7 protein-coding genes are annotated in these 16706 nt (G+C 60.8%); 3 read left to right on the top strand and 4 right to left on the bottom strand.

Annotated elements, in window-relative coordinates; all coding sequences use genetic code 11:
* Position 1 precedes the first annotated feature (1 nt).
* The 4 genes from J3485_RS17820 to tssE all read right to left on the bottom strand — a co-directional run bounded on the left by J3485_RS17820 (position 2) and on the right by tssE (position 6891).
* On the bottom strand, positions 2 to 2437 hold the full coding sequence (locus tag J3485_RS17820) for a type VI secretion system Vgr family protein (RefSeq protein WP_242538601.1): 2436 nt from the start codon (positions 2435 to 2437) through the stop codon (positions 2 to 4).
* A 216-nt stretch (positions 2438 to 2653) separates the two neighbouring features.
* Positions 2654 to 4486, bottom strand: a complete 1833-nt coding sequence (tssF, locus tag J3485_RS17825; protein WP_206955355.1) for a type VI secretion system baseplate subunit TssF — start codon at positions 4484 to 4486, stop codon at positions 2654 to 2656.
* Positions 4487 to 4503: 17 nt separating this feature from the next.
* Positions 4504 to 6333 (bottom strand): type VI secretion system baseplate subunit TssF, encoded by a 1830-nt coding sequence (gene tssF / locus J3485_RS17830; RefSeq protein ID WP_206955364.1) that lies wholly within the window; start codon positions 6331 to 6333, stop codon positions 4504 to 4506.
* Positions 6334 to 6408: 75 nt separating this feature from the next.
* Complete coding sequence (gene tssE / locus J3485_RS17835; RefSeq protein WP_206952532.1) at positions 6409 to 6891, bottom strand: type VI secretion system baseplate subunit TssE; 483 nt, start codon at positions 6889 to 6891, stop codon at positions 6409 to 6411.
* 479 nt (positions 6892 to 7370) lie between these two features.
* Here tssE and J3485_RS29435 point away from each other — a divergent pair, with 479 nt between their 5' ends.
* The 3 genes from J3485_RS29435 (at position 7371) to J3485_RS17850 (ending at position 16688) form a co-directional block, all read left to right on the top strand.
* Positions 7371 to 7562, top strand: coding sequence for a tlde1 domain-containing protein (locus J3485_RS29435; protein ID WP_309477047.1), 192 nt, complete (start codon positions 7371 to 7373; stop codon positions 7560 to 7562).
* Between the two features lie 809 nt (positions 7563 to 8371).
* Complete coding sequence (locus tag J3485_RS17845; RefSeq protein ID WP_206955367.1) at positions 8372 to 15442, top strand: hybrid non-ribosomal peptide synthetase/type I polyketide synthase; 7071 nt, start codon at positions 8372 to 8374, stop codon at positions 15440 to 15442.
* A gap of 19 nt (positions 15443 to 15461) precedes the next feature.
* Positions 15462 to 16688: an MFS transporter gene (locus J3485_RS17850; protein ID WP_206955368.1), complete on the top strand. Its 1227-nt coding sequence runs from the start codon at positions 15462 to 15464 to the stop codon at positions 16686 to 16688.
* Positions 16689 to 16706 lie beyond the last annotated feature (18 nt).

Here is a 16706-nt window from a genome sequence, read left to right on the forward strand (position 1 = left end):
CTCAACTCAGTGCGACCGACGCCTGGCCCGACTGGGCTGCCCCACTCGCAACCTTCTCGCAAAGGTCATTGCCTGGGAACTGTGCAGGAACGCTTTCTGGCCCCATCGTGCTGTGGCTTGCCGCGTAAATGACGTTGCTGCCGGGGGTCTTGCCGTTGATACCATTGGCGTCGATCACGAGTTCGCTGTTGCCGGCGTTGAGCCGAATACCTTGTTTCGCCGTGATGTTGATCCAGTCGGTGGTACTGATGATCGCCACGACCTTTTTCGCGAGTAGCTCGAGTTCATCGTCCTGCGCTTGAACCTGAATCTTGCCGCTGGCTGCAATGAGCTTCACGCCCATGCGGTGCACGAACAGCGAGAATTTCTCCGACACGCTTGCAAAAAGCGATTGGCCTGCCGCGATCGAGACGTTCTGACCAGAGGTGACGGCAACGTGCTGGCCACCCGTCAGGTGTGCGGTCGCAGGCGTAGTCATCTCCAAGCCGGCCGCCCCTGCAAGCAGCAAGTGCGCTTCGTTCAGCTCTGGGAAAGCCCCCTCACCCCCACCCGCCCCCTTGATGCCATCGGCCTGCGATTTCAGCGCATCGGCCACCTGACTCTGATCGGCACCGCTGTCCTGCGCCTCATGCTTTTGAGCCAGCTTGCCGAGCTGATCGTGCAGTGTTTGTGCTTTGGTGAGACGCGACACAGGCTCACTGACATCGGCGATGTGCGACTTCCCCTCCGGCCGTACCTCGGTACTGACCAACATACCTTTGCCCGAGCGAATGGCGCCGACCGCATCGGTGCGCAACTCGAAGCCTTCGCCGCGCGCTTCTTGCCGGCCCTGCCAGTCCTCGATGCGCGTGATGCTCCCCAGCGATAGCTGACTCGCGACATGGTCCGATCTCAACTGCGTCTGGATAGCGTTGGCCGTATCGTCGAACACCAGGTGGTTGCTGCGTCCGCCCGCCCGATTACCGGCGTCGCCGACAAGCTCGCGACTGCGAATGCCGGTCAGCGCCCGCTGATGCGGCAACCGCCACGCCGGCAGGTTCGCCGAGTTGCTCACGCGGCCCGTTACAAGAGGATGGTCAGGGTTACCATCAAGCCATTGCACGACCACCTCGGACCCAATCCGAGGCAGCGCATTCATGCCTTGACTGCCCCCCGCCCAACCGCTCGACACACGCACCCACGTTGTGTACTTGCCTTCTCGATCCCAATGAAACTGAAGCAGGACACGGCCGTACTCGTCCGTGTAAAGGCTCTCGCCGCTCGGCCCGACCACCGTCGCCGTCTGGGGCGCCAGGATGCGTGTTTGCACGCTGTTGTATCCAGGCATCGGCCGCCACGGCGTGCGTTTGCTCACACACGTGAATCGATTGCTGTAGGTCGCCGGGGCGCCCGCACCCTGAAGGTAATTGTTCGTCGCCGTGTGATGCGCGGATACGATCAGGTATTCGTCGTCGTGGCTGTTACCGCTGATCGACTGACCGAAGTGGTCCCTCAACCGAAACCAGCGGCCCGGCATCACGTAGCGGTTGTTACCGCTCGCCTCCCATTGCCGCGCGATCACCTCGATCGCGTCGATACGTCGCCCGGTTTGCTGCTGGCCGTGATCCGTGTTGCGATGCCCGTATGCGCCAACGTACTCGTACCACTCCAGTTCCTGCGCGCCTGTGCTTTTCGACGCATCGGTTCGCGCGTCGGCCAAGCCGCCGGTACGCGCGTTCAGCGCCGACTCTTTGAAGTTGGCACGCGACTGTGCGATGTGCGTGGACGTGGCTTGTTGAATCAGCGACCACCGCGCGATGCCGTCCGCTTCCTGAGAGCCGGCCTTGTCCTGATATGGAATGTCGGGACTGCTGCCGTCGATCGCCGGCTCAGTACGCACGGGATCGGAGACGATCAGCTTGTGCTCCGCCGCGGTGTGCTCGTACCAGTAGCACAGGCCCTGATGCTCCCAGCGCCGATGAACGTAATTGTGATCGTGCTCGTCGAACTGGCACGCCATCGTCATCGGCAGGTCTTTCTCATAGACCCGCCACTCCCACACCGGCAGCGTGCCGTAGTCTTCCAAGATCGTGGCCGTCTGACCGCGGATAGTTAGATCGAGGAACAAGCGATTGTTTTTGCGTAGTCTCAGATACCGCATCCACGGGCCTATATCGGCCTCGTAGAAAGCGATCCCGCCATCGGTCCTAACCAGACGGAACGCAAAGACATAGCCATTGAAATACCGAAAGCTCCCGTCATCGCGCAGCAATTGCACGCAGATCTGTTTGCCAACGAAGTCCTTTGGATCGAGCTTTGCGTTATCCGACAGTATCTCGACAACGAACTGGAAATCGCGCGATAGAGATTCTTCGCCTTCCAGGCGGTTGATCAATAGGATGTTGTATGGAGCATCGCCCTGCGGGAACGACAGCGTCAATAGCCGCTTGTTCTGCATTCCAGCTGAGATTTTTCGGAGATCTTGGACAGACACGTTGGTATTCATTGGCAAGCCCGACAGAAACGCCAACATTCAAAGTTCGGCGATTCTACACACAACTGCGCGGTGAAAGAACAGATTGGAACGCGATTAACCATCGTTAATAGAAAAAAGAAAATATTGCCGATCTAGCATCGTGCATTGAGCAATTATTGCTTTACGAATACCGCTCGTTCACAGGAGCGGCTCCGCTCCCTTTAGCGGCTCGCCGCGCCACAAAAGAGCCCCGCCCGTTGACTTAACCATGAGCTGCACGAAGCTGTTGGACGAGGCGTATGGCGCAAAGTAGCGCTCCATCACGCCAGCGAACACAGCAACGCTGTTCGCGGAGAACAATTGCTCGTCGATCACCAATGTGATTTCGATTCCGCGCACCATGGCCGGCTGGGGTCGCCTCATCATGAGCGTCATGACCGACTTGTGGCTCAGTGCGGTGATGCCGTCGATGTGCCGCGCTTGTGCTGGCGAGAGCACGGCAAACTGCTGGAAGATCTGCTTCAAGGCAGGCAGGCCGTCCTGGGTCAACCGGAAGGCATGCGTTGTCTGCTGGCCGATGAGCTTCCACAGTGCCCCGTTTGTACGAGGAAGTCGCGTGACTGCGGTCGGGACGCTTAACAGCGCAATCTTGCCCTCACCCGGCGTCTTGCCCTCCACCCGCATATCGCCTCCAGAGGCGCCGATGCTTAACGAGCGAGGCAGATCGCCGTTCGAGCAAGTCACATCGGCCCACAGCGGGCCGATGTCGCCGCTGGCTTGCGTTGCGCCGTCGATACCCGCGAAGGAGAGCGCAGCCGGTCGAACGGTATCCGGCGATGCAGGGCGAGCTCGCTGCAACAACGTCCAACTTGGGCGCGCTTTACTTGCGAGCGCGGTCATGAGTGCGGACGATGAGCTCAGAGCGACGCCCTGCGGCGTGCGAACCTGATCCACCGACCAGATCTCAGTGAGTGAATCGTCCCGCCCCTGCGCCTGTATCGGCCACGCGCGGGTTCCCGCATCATATTTAAATGCCACGTCCGCCTTTGCAAACAAGTTGACGACCGGCGTGCAAAATAGCTTTAAATGGTCCGCATGCACGTGCGCCAGCTGTTGCGCCACCCACGAACTCGGCGGCACACGCTCCACCGCCAGATGGAGGGTGAGTTGGCTGCCGGGGGCAGCCAAGCGCAGCCCGGCGAAATCGATGTCGATGAAATGAAAACGCTGCGCGAACGCGAAATACTCACCGAGCAGCCCGAATGGCTGACCGGGCTCCTTCGCATCCGTGAAAAGCCAATCCTGCGGTCCGAAACCCACCCTCTTGACCGGATGGTCCGCAAGACGCGTCCAGCGCCCCGTACTGTCTTCCACATAGGCGGTGGTGGTACGCAACTGCAAGGTATCGATGAGTGCAGCGACCGTTTGGGGCTGGCCGGCCACGTGGATACGCAGGGTGTCTGGTGTCGCCACATCGAGGTTGCAGCCGGACTTGACCGAAGCAAAGGTCACGGACAGCATCCCGCTCATCTCCGGCGGCAGCTTCACGCTGGGTGGGGCTGCCGGGGTAAGAGCGTAATGCGCACGCGCGATCCGCAACGGCGCGAGCACGACATCGTACGCGGTGCGGAAGCTGCACTTTCCGCGCTTGGTCAATAGCTGCGTGCCACGCGCAATGTGCACGGATTCCGCCAAACCGTCGAACATGCCTGCAATGTCGAACTGTGCGACCGAACACGATGGGAAGGGGCGAAGGTACTGCGGATACGTCCGGCAGATCAGCGCCTCGGACAACTCGGGATAGTCGTCGTCGATCTTCGCGCTGTGGCGGGCGTTAAGCAGCGCTGTCGACTGCGCGAGACGTTCGACGCCCGGATCGTCGGAGCGCCCATCGCTGTTGATCGATAGGCGCGCGGCCGCTTCGGGGTTCCGCTGCGCGAAGGCTCGCATGTCGCGGCGCATGATCTCAAGTTCCTTTTCGTAATAGTGCCGCAGCAGATCGTCGTCGAAATCATCGTCGGTTGTACTCATCGGCAAAGTCCCCCTGATTACGCAAAAACGAAATCGCTACTGCGCGGCTTGCATCGCACGATCTCTTCGCCCGAATGCTTCGAGACGACGATTAACTGAACGAAGCTGTTCAACGCGACGTAGTTACCAAGAAATGCGTTGATCGCCCCCACGAACGTCGCGATGCTGGCTCCGATGAAATGGCGCTCATCGATGGTAAGACGCATTTCGACGCCCCGTACGGGCGTCGCGTACGGTTTGCCGGGCAACTCCAGCACCGCACTGCGCGACTCGACGTCGACGATCCCGTCGATGTGGCGGGATGACACTGCCGAGCGGCGCACGTCGTATAACACCAACACGGCCTTGAGCGCGGCATCCGTCAGCGCGAGGTGATCGAGCGCCATGTGTGAGGCGAGCCGCAGATGCAGTTCGTCCTCGCTCTCGAAGCGCAGCGTTTGCGTTGGCCGGCGCAGCATCGCGATACTAGGTGCGGGGCCACTTTCAACGCCGTCCGGCATGAAGAGATCGCCTCCTTCAAGGCCAACGGCAAGTCGTGCCAGAAGATCGCGATTCGTGCATGTCAGCTTGAAACTCAACGTATCGGTCTGCGCGGCCATCGGGTCGAAATTGGCGTCCACGACCGAAATCTCCGTTTCGTAGCCAGGACTCATGGACGCCACCGCCTCGTCTCGACGGGCAAACCAGCAATGCCCGGCCCGGTGCTCGTCGCCGTAGCGCTGCGTGTAAAACGGCCGTAACTCGATGATCTGATCTTGCTCTTGCGTTTGACGTACGAGCACCACTGAATCAATCGAGTAAACGTCGTAGGCCGACGCGTGGCCCGCATCCGCCACGACCGGATAGGCAACCTCTTCGTGCGTCACGCGAATCGGTTCGCCACGCTGGCGGAACAGGTTGACGACGGGCGTCGAGAAGAGCCTGAAATGGGTAGTTGACAACGACTCCAGCAGTCGCCCCGTGTGCGGGTTGCCGTGGCCCTTCTTCAACACCACATGGAGTGTGACGCGTCGGCAAGAGCCCGCCGTATCGAGCATCGCTGCGAGATCGATGTCGGCGAAATCGAATTTTTCTTGGAATCCGAAATATTCCGCCAGCGGCTGGTAGGCCGGGGGCGACTTCAAAGGATAGTCGAGCAGCGTATCGTTGTCGCCAAAACCGGCCTGCGCGACCGGCGCCGTCCGCAGTCGTCTCCAGCGGCCATCGCCATCGGCCTCCACATAGCCCGCCAACGCATGAATGAACAGGCCGTCGGCCAGTGCGGCAATAAACGAAGACTCACCGTTCAAATGCAAGCGAATGGTGCGCAGATCGAGCGCGCGCAAATTCAATTGCGGCGCAGTCGACTCGAACACAATGGATACGATCCCGGCAGCGTTTGCGGGCAGAACGACAGGGGCGGCCGCTGCCGGCAGGTAGCGTGCCTCGCTGATCGTAAGGGGCGCGAGCGTGACGTCGTAAGCGGTTTTGAAGCGGCATTGAACTCCGTTGATCGATCGGCTGACCAGCTCCGTGCCTCGCGCAAACACATAGGAACGCTTCTCCCCGGCCGCTGGATCAACGAAAAACTGCGCGATCGAGCGCGCCGGGAACGGCCGCGGATAATGCGGATGCATCACGTCCAAGAGCGCTTCGACGCACTGCGGGTAACCATCCTTGAGCTTCTTGCCGATGCGCGCATCGAGCATCGCGATCGCCTGGACCAATTGCTCGACGTACGGATCGTCGCTATGCTCATCCGCCGGCAAAAGATGCCCCGCAATCTTGGGATAGCGCTGCGCGAAGTCCCCGGAATAATGTCGCAAGTGCGATAGCTCGCGCTCGTAGTACGGCAGCAATTCTTCCATCTAGGTCTCAGGATTCATTTGTTACTCGGCCCGAGCGCCGCTCTCGTGTTCGTGGCCTTTTGTTAGAGCCTTTTGTTAGGACCTTTTGGGGCGCGCGCGGGTGACCGAATATTGCAGCGTGGACGGTTGCAGCATGGCGTCGAAGTTGACCGGCTCCGCAGCCGGATGCACAACGAGCATCGCCTTGATGGCGAAGCACAGCACGTTCGTCGACTGCGCGTTCACCTCGAGCTTCACGTCGACCTGCTTGAGCCTGCGTTCGTGGCGCTCGATCGCGCGTTGAATCGAAGTGCAGATGGTCGTACGGTCGTCATGGCTTGCAAGGCTGAGCCCCGCGAAATCATTCAGCCCGTAAGTCAGCACCGACCGCTGGCATTCGTCGAACCCAACGAGGCGATCGTCGGTAAAGGTGATTCGGGCGTTCAGGAGCGACTCGATGTGGCGCGCGACCGTGCCTTTGAGTTCATCCAGCGACAATTGCCGCACGACGGCCGGCGCCGCCTGATTCGGGCCGTCGCCGAATAATTTATCGAGCAGACTGGGTTCGAAACGGCTCATCTATTTTTTTTGAAAGAATCGGTAGGTGATGCACCCTCTCAAGTGCGAGCCGTATGATACAGGACTACATCTCATCCCGAAATGCTCGTCACTCGCAACGAGTCCCAGGCGAAGCCGCCCAGGACTGCCCGCCTATAATGGCCATACAGCCACGGCGCGCGATGGCGCCCAGCATTGACCATGTCGTCGGATTTCCTAAGAAATGAATTACCACGTCGCCTCGGCTTGCCATACAAGGTCGCCCTGCTCAAAATCGTGCGTCGTCCCGAGACGCGTCAGTTCTGCGCCAATTCTCTCTACCTGTCGGCGCAGCGAAACCTCACCGACCGCAAGGTGACCGACTCGGCCGCCGACACGTTCTTGCGACGCGTACTGACTTATCCAGCCACACATCTCAGCGATCGCGCGACGCTTGCCGTAAACGAGCGCGCCATCAAAGCGGCGGCCGACTCGGATGGTTCAACGACGCTTGGCAAGACATTAGAGCAGGCACGAGCCGCTCAGAATGGTTCGCGCTTTATCGTAACGACGGAGCGATCGACGACTGGACGTTCATCGAGGGCGTGCGCCGCGGCAACTTCCGGCTACATCCTTCAGGGCGGTGGGGCCTGAGCCAAGGATGCATCACACTGCCCAATGCCAGACAATTCGTAAGCTGCGTCAATTTTTGATGTCACAGCCGAAAGCAGTATTCCCGGTACGGCAGTCGATTATTACGGCACTATCACGGTTCGTTAAGGCTTCGCGACCGCGATCGAATTGCTAAACCACCGCTCCAGAGGGACGTTCATGCGCAGAATATTTCCCAGGCTCCTGCACGCTCCTTGCGTTGCCCTACTTACAGCATTCGACATAGCGCCGTTTCTTTTGTTCGCGCCGAATTCCCCCAACAGATCGTTCGACAGTCTTCGTGCTTGTCGTGATCTTCATAGCCGCTATCTACGGCGCGAGGTTAGCCGCCAAATTCACGCCACCAAAGCGACGAGTCTTACTACTAAGTAATCGAAAGAATTCACACTGCTCGACTACCCCATGCCGTCACGCTCTCGAGCGCTTCGCATTCCGAGGGCAATTCCACGCGCAAACGATTTCGCGGGCCGGTACATCGTCGCGACATGCGTGATCGCGCGCAAACGCAACGCACCCGCTGGTTCAAGCCCCCAAAAAGCATCTAAAGATTTCCGTCATCGCGCCGTTGTACGACTAAGCGAGATGCAGGCCGCAAGCTAGCGCACGAACAACGTTGTCGGGCCATATCGCTACCTTTCGCCATTTCCCCCGCCATCAAACGGTCACTCCGTCCGGTAAAAATTTACCGGCTGGTCTTCGTTCGATATATCGCTGATCCGGATCCCAGCGCGCTTACCCGGCGGACTCTCATTTGACAGCGCGTGCGCGCTCTGAAGAGCCCCGGGCCAAAAAACGTCTTTAGAAGGTTAGAACAAGCTTGACCACCAGTACGCAACAGCAGCACCACCGCATGACTTCCCGTGATGACGCCAGCATGTCTTCGCTCTCCTACGCGACGGCGGAACTCTCGCGCGGGCAACGCGCCATGTGGTTTTTGTGGAATCTGAACCCAGAGGGTGCGGAATACGGCCTGCCGATGGCCTGGACGATCGGCAGCGCGCTCGACATCGATGCCTTTCGCGGCGCCTTGCAGGATTTGGTCGATCGGCATCCTGTACTGCGCACAACGTATGCGGCGCCGCAAGGCGAGCCTCTACAACTGATTCATTCCCACGGACAGCCGGACTTCCAGCACGAAGATGCATCGCAGTGGAACGCCATCGAGTTGCATGCACGCCTGTCAAAAGAGGCCGATACCGGTTTCGATCTGAAAAATGGACCTGTTTTTCGCGCGCGACTGTTCTCGAGCCGCCCCGATGAGCATGTCCTGTTTTTGAACAGTCATCACATTGCCGCCGACACGTGGTCGCTGATCGTGATGATGGAAGAACTGGGGTTTCTGTATCGAGCACGCTTGGCGGGGAAAACGGAAACAACGGGAGAAACGGCCGACTTGCCGCCCGCCGGCCTGTCTTACGTCGACTACGTGGAATGGCAGCGGAGCATGCTCGCCTCTTCAGTGGGCGATCAGCATTGGGCGTACTGGAAGAAGGAACTGAATCGGCTCCCCGTGCTCGACCTGCCGACGGATCGGCCGCGCCCTCGCGTGCAAACTCACGTCGGCGCCGGTCATTCGTTCGAGTTCGACCAGGCCCTCACGCAGCAGATCCGGGCACTCGCGCGGCAAGAGGACGTGACGTTCTACACGGTATTGCTCGCGGCGTTTTATGTGCTGCTGTACCGGACTACCGGGCAAGACGACATCGTCGTGGGCTCGCCCCGTTTCGGACGGCCGCCGCACGGCTATGCGCGCACGGTCGGCTACTTCGCGAGCCCCTGTGCGCTGCGCGCACAACTCAATGGCGAGCGCTCGTTCGCCGATTTTTTGCAGCACGTCCGGGCCGTACTCGTCGGTGCGAAGGAGCATCAAGACTATCCGTTTCCATTGCTGGTGGAACAACTGGGCGTAGCGCGCGATACGAGCCGCAGCCCCGTTTTCCAGGTGTCCTTCACGTACCAGAAGGCTCATCTCGCGCATATGCGCGGGGTAGCGGCCGCGCGCATGGGTCTGGGCGGCGCCAAACTGGATCTCGCCGGCCTGCCGCTGGAGTCGTATCCGTTGGAGCAGCATGGCGTCAAATTCGATCTCGACTTCGTGGTCGAAGAGGTCGGTGGCCACCTGCGCGCAGTGTGCTGGTACAACACCGATCTTTGGGACGCGCAAAGCATCGCCTATCTGATCGGCCATTACCAGGCAGTGATCGCGAGCGCAATCCAAACACCGCAACAGGCGCTTCGTCATCTGTCGATGCTGACCGGGCGTGAGCGCAGTGACTACGCGACGTGGAACGCGACCGAAGCCCGCTTCCCGCAGACTCCCGTGCACCGGCTCGTCGAGGAGCGGGCGGAACGCAAACCGCAAGCCGTCGCGCTGTACCACGAAGCGCAGACGATGTCCTACGCCGAGCTCAATGCGCGCGCCAACCAGCTTGCGCATCATTTGCACCGTCTCGGATTGAGGCCGGGCCAGTTGGTCGGCGTGAGCATGGAGCGCAGTCCGGAACTGGTGATCGGCATCCTCGCCGTGCTGAAGGCTGGTGGCGCGTATTTGCCGCTCGATCCCAGCTACCCCGAAGAGCGTCTTGCATATATGCAGGACGATGCGGGCTTGACGTTGCTGCTGAAGCGCCGGGGTGCCGCCGCCCAAGTTTCGTCCGCGAAGATCCAGCAGTTGTGCGTCGATACGGATGCCGCTGCAATCGCCGATGAGTCCGCTCACAACCTGGATCTGTCGTCGAAGCCGACCGATCTCGCGTATGTCATCTACACCTCCGGCTCTACCGGACGTCCAAAGGGTGTGATGCTGGAGCACTACGGCTTGTCGAACATGGTGCATGCGCAGATCGCTGCTTTCGACATTGGGCCGGACAGCCGGGTCTTGCAGTTTGCGTCGGTCAGTTTCGATGCGTCCGTCTCGGAGATCTTCACGGCGCTGTGCGCCGGCGCTGCGCTCTGCCTCGCGTCGAAAGCGGACATCATGCCCGGCTCGGCATTGGTGAACACCATTGCGCGTCACGCCGTCACGGTAGTCACGCTGCCGCCTTCGGTCCTCGCGTTGTTGCAACCCGAAGACGTGCCGACACTGCGCACCGTCGCCGCCGCGGGCGAAGCGTGCAGTCTGGAGATCGTCAAGCGGTGGGCGCATGGGCGACGCTTCCTCAACGCCTACGGACCGACCGAAGCAACGGTGTGCGCGACCATTGCACATCTGCAGCCGGAGACTCAACGCGTCGCGCTCGGACGCCCCATCGCGAACACTCGGATCTATTTACTCGATGCGCAATTGCAACCCGTGCCTGTCGGCATTGCAGGCGAGATTCACATCGCCGGGATGGGTCTTGCACGCGGCTACTTGAATCGCGAGGACCTCACGGCGGAACGCTTCATCGCCAACCCGTTCGAGGAATCCGGCGCGCGTATGTACAAGACGGGCGACCTTGCCCGTTATCTACCCGACGGCAGCCTGGAGTATCTCGGGCGCCTCGATCATCAGGTGAAGATCCGCGGCTTCCGCATCGAGCTGGGAGAAGTCGAGTCGGTCATTGCGAGCTATGCCGGCGTGCGTGAGGCACTCGTGATCGCGCGTGGAACGGCAGGTAGCGCGCCGTCGCTGCTTGCTTACGTGATTGCCGATAACGCGGGGGGTATCTCCGCCGCGGGCATTCGCGCCCATGCACAAAGCAAATTGCCGGAATTCATGCTGCCGTCGGCAATCGTTCCGCTCGACGCATGGCCACTGACGCCGAACGGCAAGATCGATCGCGCGGCGTTGCCCGATCCGACCGAGCGCGTGGCAACGCAAAACATGATCGCGCCTCGCGATGCACTCGAACAGCAGATTGCCGACGTATGGAAAACGGTACTCAAGCTGGACGCGGTGGGCATCGACGACAACTTCTTCGAAGTGGGCGGTCATTCGCTCGATCTCGTGCGCGTCGAAATCGAACTGGAAAAAATCCTGGAACATCGCGTTCCGACGATGGATCTGTTCCGCTTTCCGAACATCCGGACCTTGGCGGACCATCTGCGCGGTGCGACGAATGATCAAGCGACTACTGCGTCGCTCGGCGATGCCGACCGTACCGGGCACCAAGCCATGCGTGCACCGGTAGCGCCAAACAGCGCGGGACCCGCGGATACCGACATCGCGATCATCGGGATGGCGGGCCGGTTTCCGGGCGCGGCAAACGTCGACGAGTTCTGGCGCAATCTGGCCGCGGGGGTCGAGTCCGTCAAGTCGTTGACCGATGAGGAACTGCTCGCGGCAGGCGTCGATCCCGCCTCGCTGGCAAATCCGCGCTACGTCAAACGCAAGGGCGTGCTCGACGACGTGGAAAACTTTGATGCGGCATTCTTTGGCTATCCGCCACGCGAAGCCCTGTTGATGGATCCGCAGCAGCGCCTTTTCCTTGAAACAGGCTGGCAAGCGCTCGAACATGCGGGCTATGCGAACGCGGATTACGCCGGCAGGATCGGCGTATACGGCGGAACGGGCCGCGCGGCCTATCTGCTTCATTACCTGGAAACGAATCCGGAAAGCGCCGCCGAACTGTTCCAAACCACGATCCTGAACGAGAAGGACTTTCTTTCCACGCGGCTTGCCTACAAGCTCAACTTGCATGGTCCGGCACTGACCGTGCAAACGGCGTGCTCGACCTCGCTCGTCGCCGTCCATCTGGCCTGCCAGCAACTGATGCTGGGCGAGTGCGACATTGCCTTGGCCGGCGGCGTGTCGATCGAAGCACCGCACGCCACGGGCTATCTGCATCAAGACGGTCACATCCTATCGGCCGACGGGCGCTGCCGTCCTTTCGACAGCCGCGCACAAGGCACCGTGCGAGGCAGCGGCGGCGCCATCGTCGTTTTGAAGCGCCTGTCTGCCGCGCTGGCGGACGGAGATCACGTCTGGGCCGTCATCAAAGGCTCGGCGATCAACAACGACGGCAACGCCAAAGTGGGCTTTACGGCACCGGCCGTGGACGGGCAAGCCGACGTCATCGAGCAGGCGCTGCAACGCGCCAACGTCGATCCGAGCAGTATCGGGATGGTCGAAGCCCATGGCACCGCCACGCCGCTCGGCGACCCGATCGAGGTACAAGCGCTGACCCGCGCCTGGCGCCACTATACGGCAGCCGCGCGGTTCTGCGCGCTCGGCTCGGTGAAATCCAATGTCGGCCACCTCGACGTCGCGGCAGGTGTCACCGGCCTCATCAAGGCCGCGCTGTCCCTGCATCACGGACAGATTCCGGCGACCCTGCATTTTCAGTCGGCCAATCCGAAACTCGAGCTGGCAAGCAGCCCGTTCTGGGTCAACGATGCGCTGACCGACTGGCCGGCGACAACAATGCCGCGGCGCGCGGCCGTCAGCTCGTTCGGCATCGGCGGTACCAATGCGCACGTGATTCTGGAGCAAGCGCCGCGACACACGCCGGTTGAGCGCGATTCGGCGTTCCACGTGCTGGCTTTGTCCGCGAAATCCGAGCACGCGTTGAATGCGATGACGGAGAACCTTGCCGGCTATCTGCGGCAGCATCCTGCCGCCGATCTGGCCGATATCGCCTACACGCTTCAAGTTGGGCGCACGCATTTTCAGCATCGGCGTGTCGTCGTGTGCGACAACCCATCGAGCGCAGTCGACGCGCTGACGTCTCTGCCATCGGCCTGGAGCTACACGGGCGGGCCGGTGCCAGCCGCACGGGTCACGTTCCTGTTCCCCGGACAAGGGCTGCAGCAGGTCAATATGGGCCGTGACCTTTATGAGTCCGAGCCCGTGTTCCGCGAATGCATCGATCACTGCGCGCAGCTTTTACAGTCGCTGATGGCGCTCGACATTCGCGCTGCCCTTTATCCGCCGCTCGATGAGATCGACGTCGCGCGGCAGCGGCTCATGCAGACGTCGATCACGCAGCCCGCACTATTCGTGGTGGAGTATGCGTTGGCGCGGCAATTGGAACATTGGGGCGTGCGCCCCAGCGCGATGATGGGACACAGTCTCGGCGAATACGTCGCCGCGTGTCTTGCCGGCGTCATGTCGCTGCCTGATGCGCTCAAGTTGGTCGCCGCGCGCGGGCGATTGATCCAGCAACTGCCGACCGGTTCGATGTTGGCCGTGGAAGCGTCGGCGCATGAGCTAGCGCCGTTCGCGCAGGGCGGCGTGGATCTCGCCGTTGTCAACGCCGCGCGCGCGTGCGTGCTTGCCGGCCCGGCTGAGCAGATCGACGCCGTTCATGCGCGATTGGACGCGGCGGGCTTGCGCGCGAAGCGCGTGTCGACGTCTCATGCGTTTCATTCGGCCATGCTCGATCCCGTCCTCGAGCCATTCATGGCGGTCGTCAGCGAGGTCGAGCTCCATGTTCCGCAAATACCGTACGTCACGAACGTAACCGGCTCATGGGTAACAAACGAGCAGGCGACCGATCCGGCACACTGGGTGCGTCATCTGCGCGAGACCGTGCGATTTGCCGAGGGACTCGACTCGTTGCTGCAAGCGACGGACGCGATGTTCCTCGAAGTGGGCCCAGGGCATACCTTCACCTCCATCATCCGGCGGCATTCGAATAGCGCGAATGCGCGGGTGGTAGCCCCCACCCTCTCGAGCGCGCCGGGATGGTCCGATCGCGGCGCACTGGCGATGAGCCTGGGACGGCTGTGGGTAGCGGGCGCCGCTCCGCGCTGGGACAAGTTGCACGAAGGTGCGGCGCGACGGCGTGCCGCGTTGCCGGGCTATCCTTTCGAGCGACAACGCTTCTGGCCGCAAGCGCGTCAAAGCACGCCGGCGCGCGAGACGTTCAGGGCGGCTTCGGTGCAACGTCACGAGGAGGTCGTTCTTGCAGGCGAGGCTTGCGGCCCGCGTACGCTGACGGCCGGTCCGAACAACGCCGTCGAATACGAGCTGGTCAAGATTTTCGAGCAGGTGTTAGGGATGGAATCGGTAGCGGTCACCGACAATTTCTTCGAGCTCGGCGGAAGTTCATTGTCGGCCCTGAGCGTCATCTTGCAGGCGGAACAGCGCTTCGGGCATCGGCTATCGCCTGCGGCGTTGCTGGAGAATCCGACCGTGGCGGCCCTCGCCGTCGCATTGCAAAACGTTAGCGCGCCTCGCAGCCATCAGCTCGTTGGCATGCGAACCGCAGGATCGCTCACGCCGCTATTTTGCATCCACCCCTACGGCGGGCACACAACCAACTATGTCGAACTGACGCGCGTCCTCGGGCCCGATCAACCTGTGTACGGCATCCAGGCAGCCGGCCTGCAAGGCGAATCGACGCCGTTGCGGCGGATCGAAGACATGGCCTGCGCGTACATTGATTTGATGAAATCCGTGCGTCCGCTGGGCCCATATCGGCTGGTCGGACACTCGATGGGCGGATGCATCGCCTATGAGATGGCTCAGAAACTCACGCAAAAGGGCGAAAGCGTCGAGCTGTTAGCCTTGCTCGACTCTCGCGCGCAAAACGCCAGCGTTCAGCCACTGTATCGGAACGGCACTTACGGCAAGATGGCGGGCCGACACTGGCTGAGCGACGACGCCGTCATGCTCGGCATCCTGATGCCGAAGCTGTCTTTCGACTGGGAGTGCTTGCTCGGCGTGCCAACCGAAGCTCAGTGGCAACACGTGCTCGAAGCGGCCACGACGCAAGGGTTGTTGCCGCCGGGTACGAGCGAAAGGCAGTTACGGAATGTGCTTTCCGTGACGGAGGCGAATGATGAAGCGCTTCGCACCTACCGTCCCGCACCCTATGCAGGGCCCGTGTTGCTCTGCTGCGGCGATGAAGGTTTCTCCCGGCAGTTCGGCGAACCGGACCTCGGCTGGAGCGTACTTGCCGATCAACTGAACATTGTCCGCGTGCCGGGCGATCACCACAGCATCATGGGCAAAGAGAATGTGGTTGCGATCGCTCGCCTCCTCACTCGAACCTGAAACATGACAAGGATGGACTGTGTCCGCATCAAAAATAGCGCGCTTCACGCGTGACGAATTGAAGATCGTCGCGATCGTGACGGTCTTGTTGTTCATCGGTCTGCTGGGTACCGACATTCACCTCTCCTCGTTGCCGGAGATGGCGAAGGTCATGCATGTGTCGCCGCAATACATGCAAGCGTCGATCTCCATTTTTCTGTTCGGGACAGGCGTGGGTTCGCTCGTGTACGGACCAGTGAGTGACAAATGCGGCCGCAAACCCGTCATTCTCATCGGGGTTGTCATCGCGATCGTGGGGAATCTTTGGGCTGTTTTCGCTTCGAAGATCGCCGCCTTTCTGATCTCGCGCTTTGTTCAGGGAGTGGGCAGTGGCGCCTGCCTGGCGCTGTCGCGGATCGTTCTGTCGGATATCGTTCAGGGAGAACGATATGCTATCGCCAGCTCATATATCACGTTGTTTACGGGCCTTTCCTTCGTGCTGGGTCCGCTGCTGGGCAGCTTCGTTCAATCCTGGTTCGGGTGGAGAGGGAACTTCGTAGCCATGTCGCTGCTGCTGGCGTCGATCTTCGTCGTTTACTCGCAGTGTCGGGAAACGAATACGCACAAGAACAAATCGATCACCGCACGCGAAGTCTTTGCCAGTTACAAAGTGGTGTTGTCGGACACCACGTTTGTGTCCTCGGCCATCATGGCGGGTATCGGCATAACCTGCTTCGTCATGTACACCAGCTCGAGTCCATTCGTGCTGCAACAGCAATTCGGATTTTCCAGCACGCACTACGGCTGGGCCATCGCGCTCGTCGGCGTCGGGCTCGTCATCAGCCGTTTGCTGTTGCCGAGGCTCATCGCGCACTTTGGCATGCTTTCGACAATGTTCGTCGGGTTCGTCATACCTGTCATCTGCGGCTCGGCGTTGTTACTCCTGTCGAAACTTGGGTATATGTCTGCCGGGGGATTCCTCGCAAGCGTGGCGGGCGTATCGTTCAGTTACTCGTTCATCGTGCTGTGCGCCTCAGCGATTTGCATGAGTCGGTTCCCCACGCGGCGAGGGGCGGCCGGCGCAGTGTATTGTTGCTCCCAAATGGCCATCGCTTTCGGCGTCAACAGCGTCGTCTCGTCGGTATCGAGCGATATCGTTACACTGCTGGGCGTGAGCTATATGGCGCTTCCCGCATTGGGTCTATTCCTCTGCGCCAGAATGGGGGCCGCGGACAAATCAAAAAGACTGTTTTTTGTCGGTAAGTGATCGTGCAAATAAGTCGAT

Origin of the sequence: Trinickia acidisoli, assembly GCF_017315725.1 — a bacterium.
GTDB classification, from domain to species: Bacteria; Pseudomonadota; Gammaproteobacteria; order Burkholderiales; family Burkholderiaceae; genus Trinickia; species Trinickia acidisoli.

Bases quoted from the DNA above. Each gene is read 5' to 3' on its own strand.
- tssF (WP_206955355.1), bottom strand. From the start codon at position 4,486: ATGAGTACAACCGACGATGATTTCGACGACGATCTGCTGCGGCACTAT.
- tssE (WP_206952532.1), bottom strand. From the start codon at position 6,891: ATGAGCCGTTTCGAACCCAGTCTGCTCGATAAATTATTCGGCGACGGC.
- tssF (WP_206955364.1), bottom strand. From the start codon at position 6,333: ATGGAAGAATTGCTGCCGTACTACGAGCGCGAGCTATCGCACTTGCGA.
- J3485_RS17845 (WP_206955367.1), top strand. From the start codon at position 8,372: ATGACTTCCCGTGATGACGCCAGCATGTCTTCGCTCTCCTACGCGACG.
- J3485_RS17820 (WP_242538601.1), bottom strand. From the start codon at position 2,437: ATGCAGAACAAGCGGCTATTGACGCTGTCGTTCCCGCAGGGCGATGCT.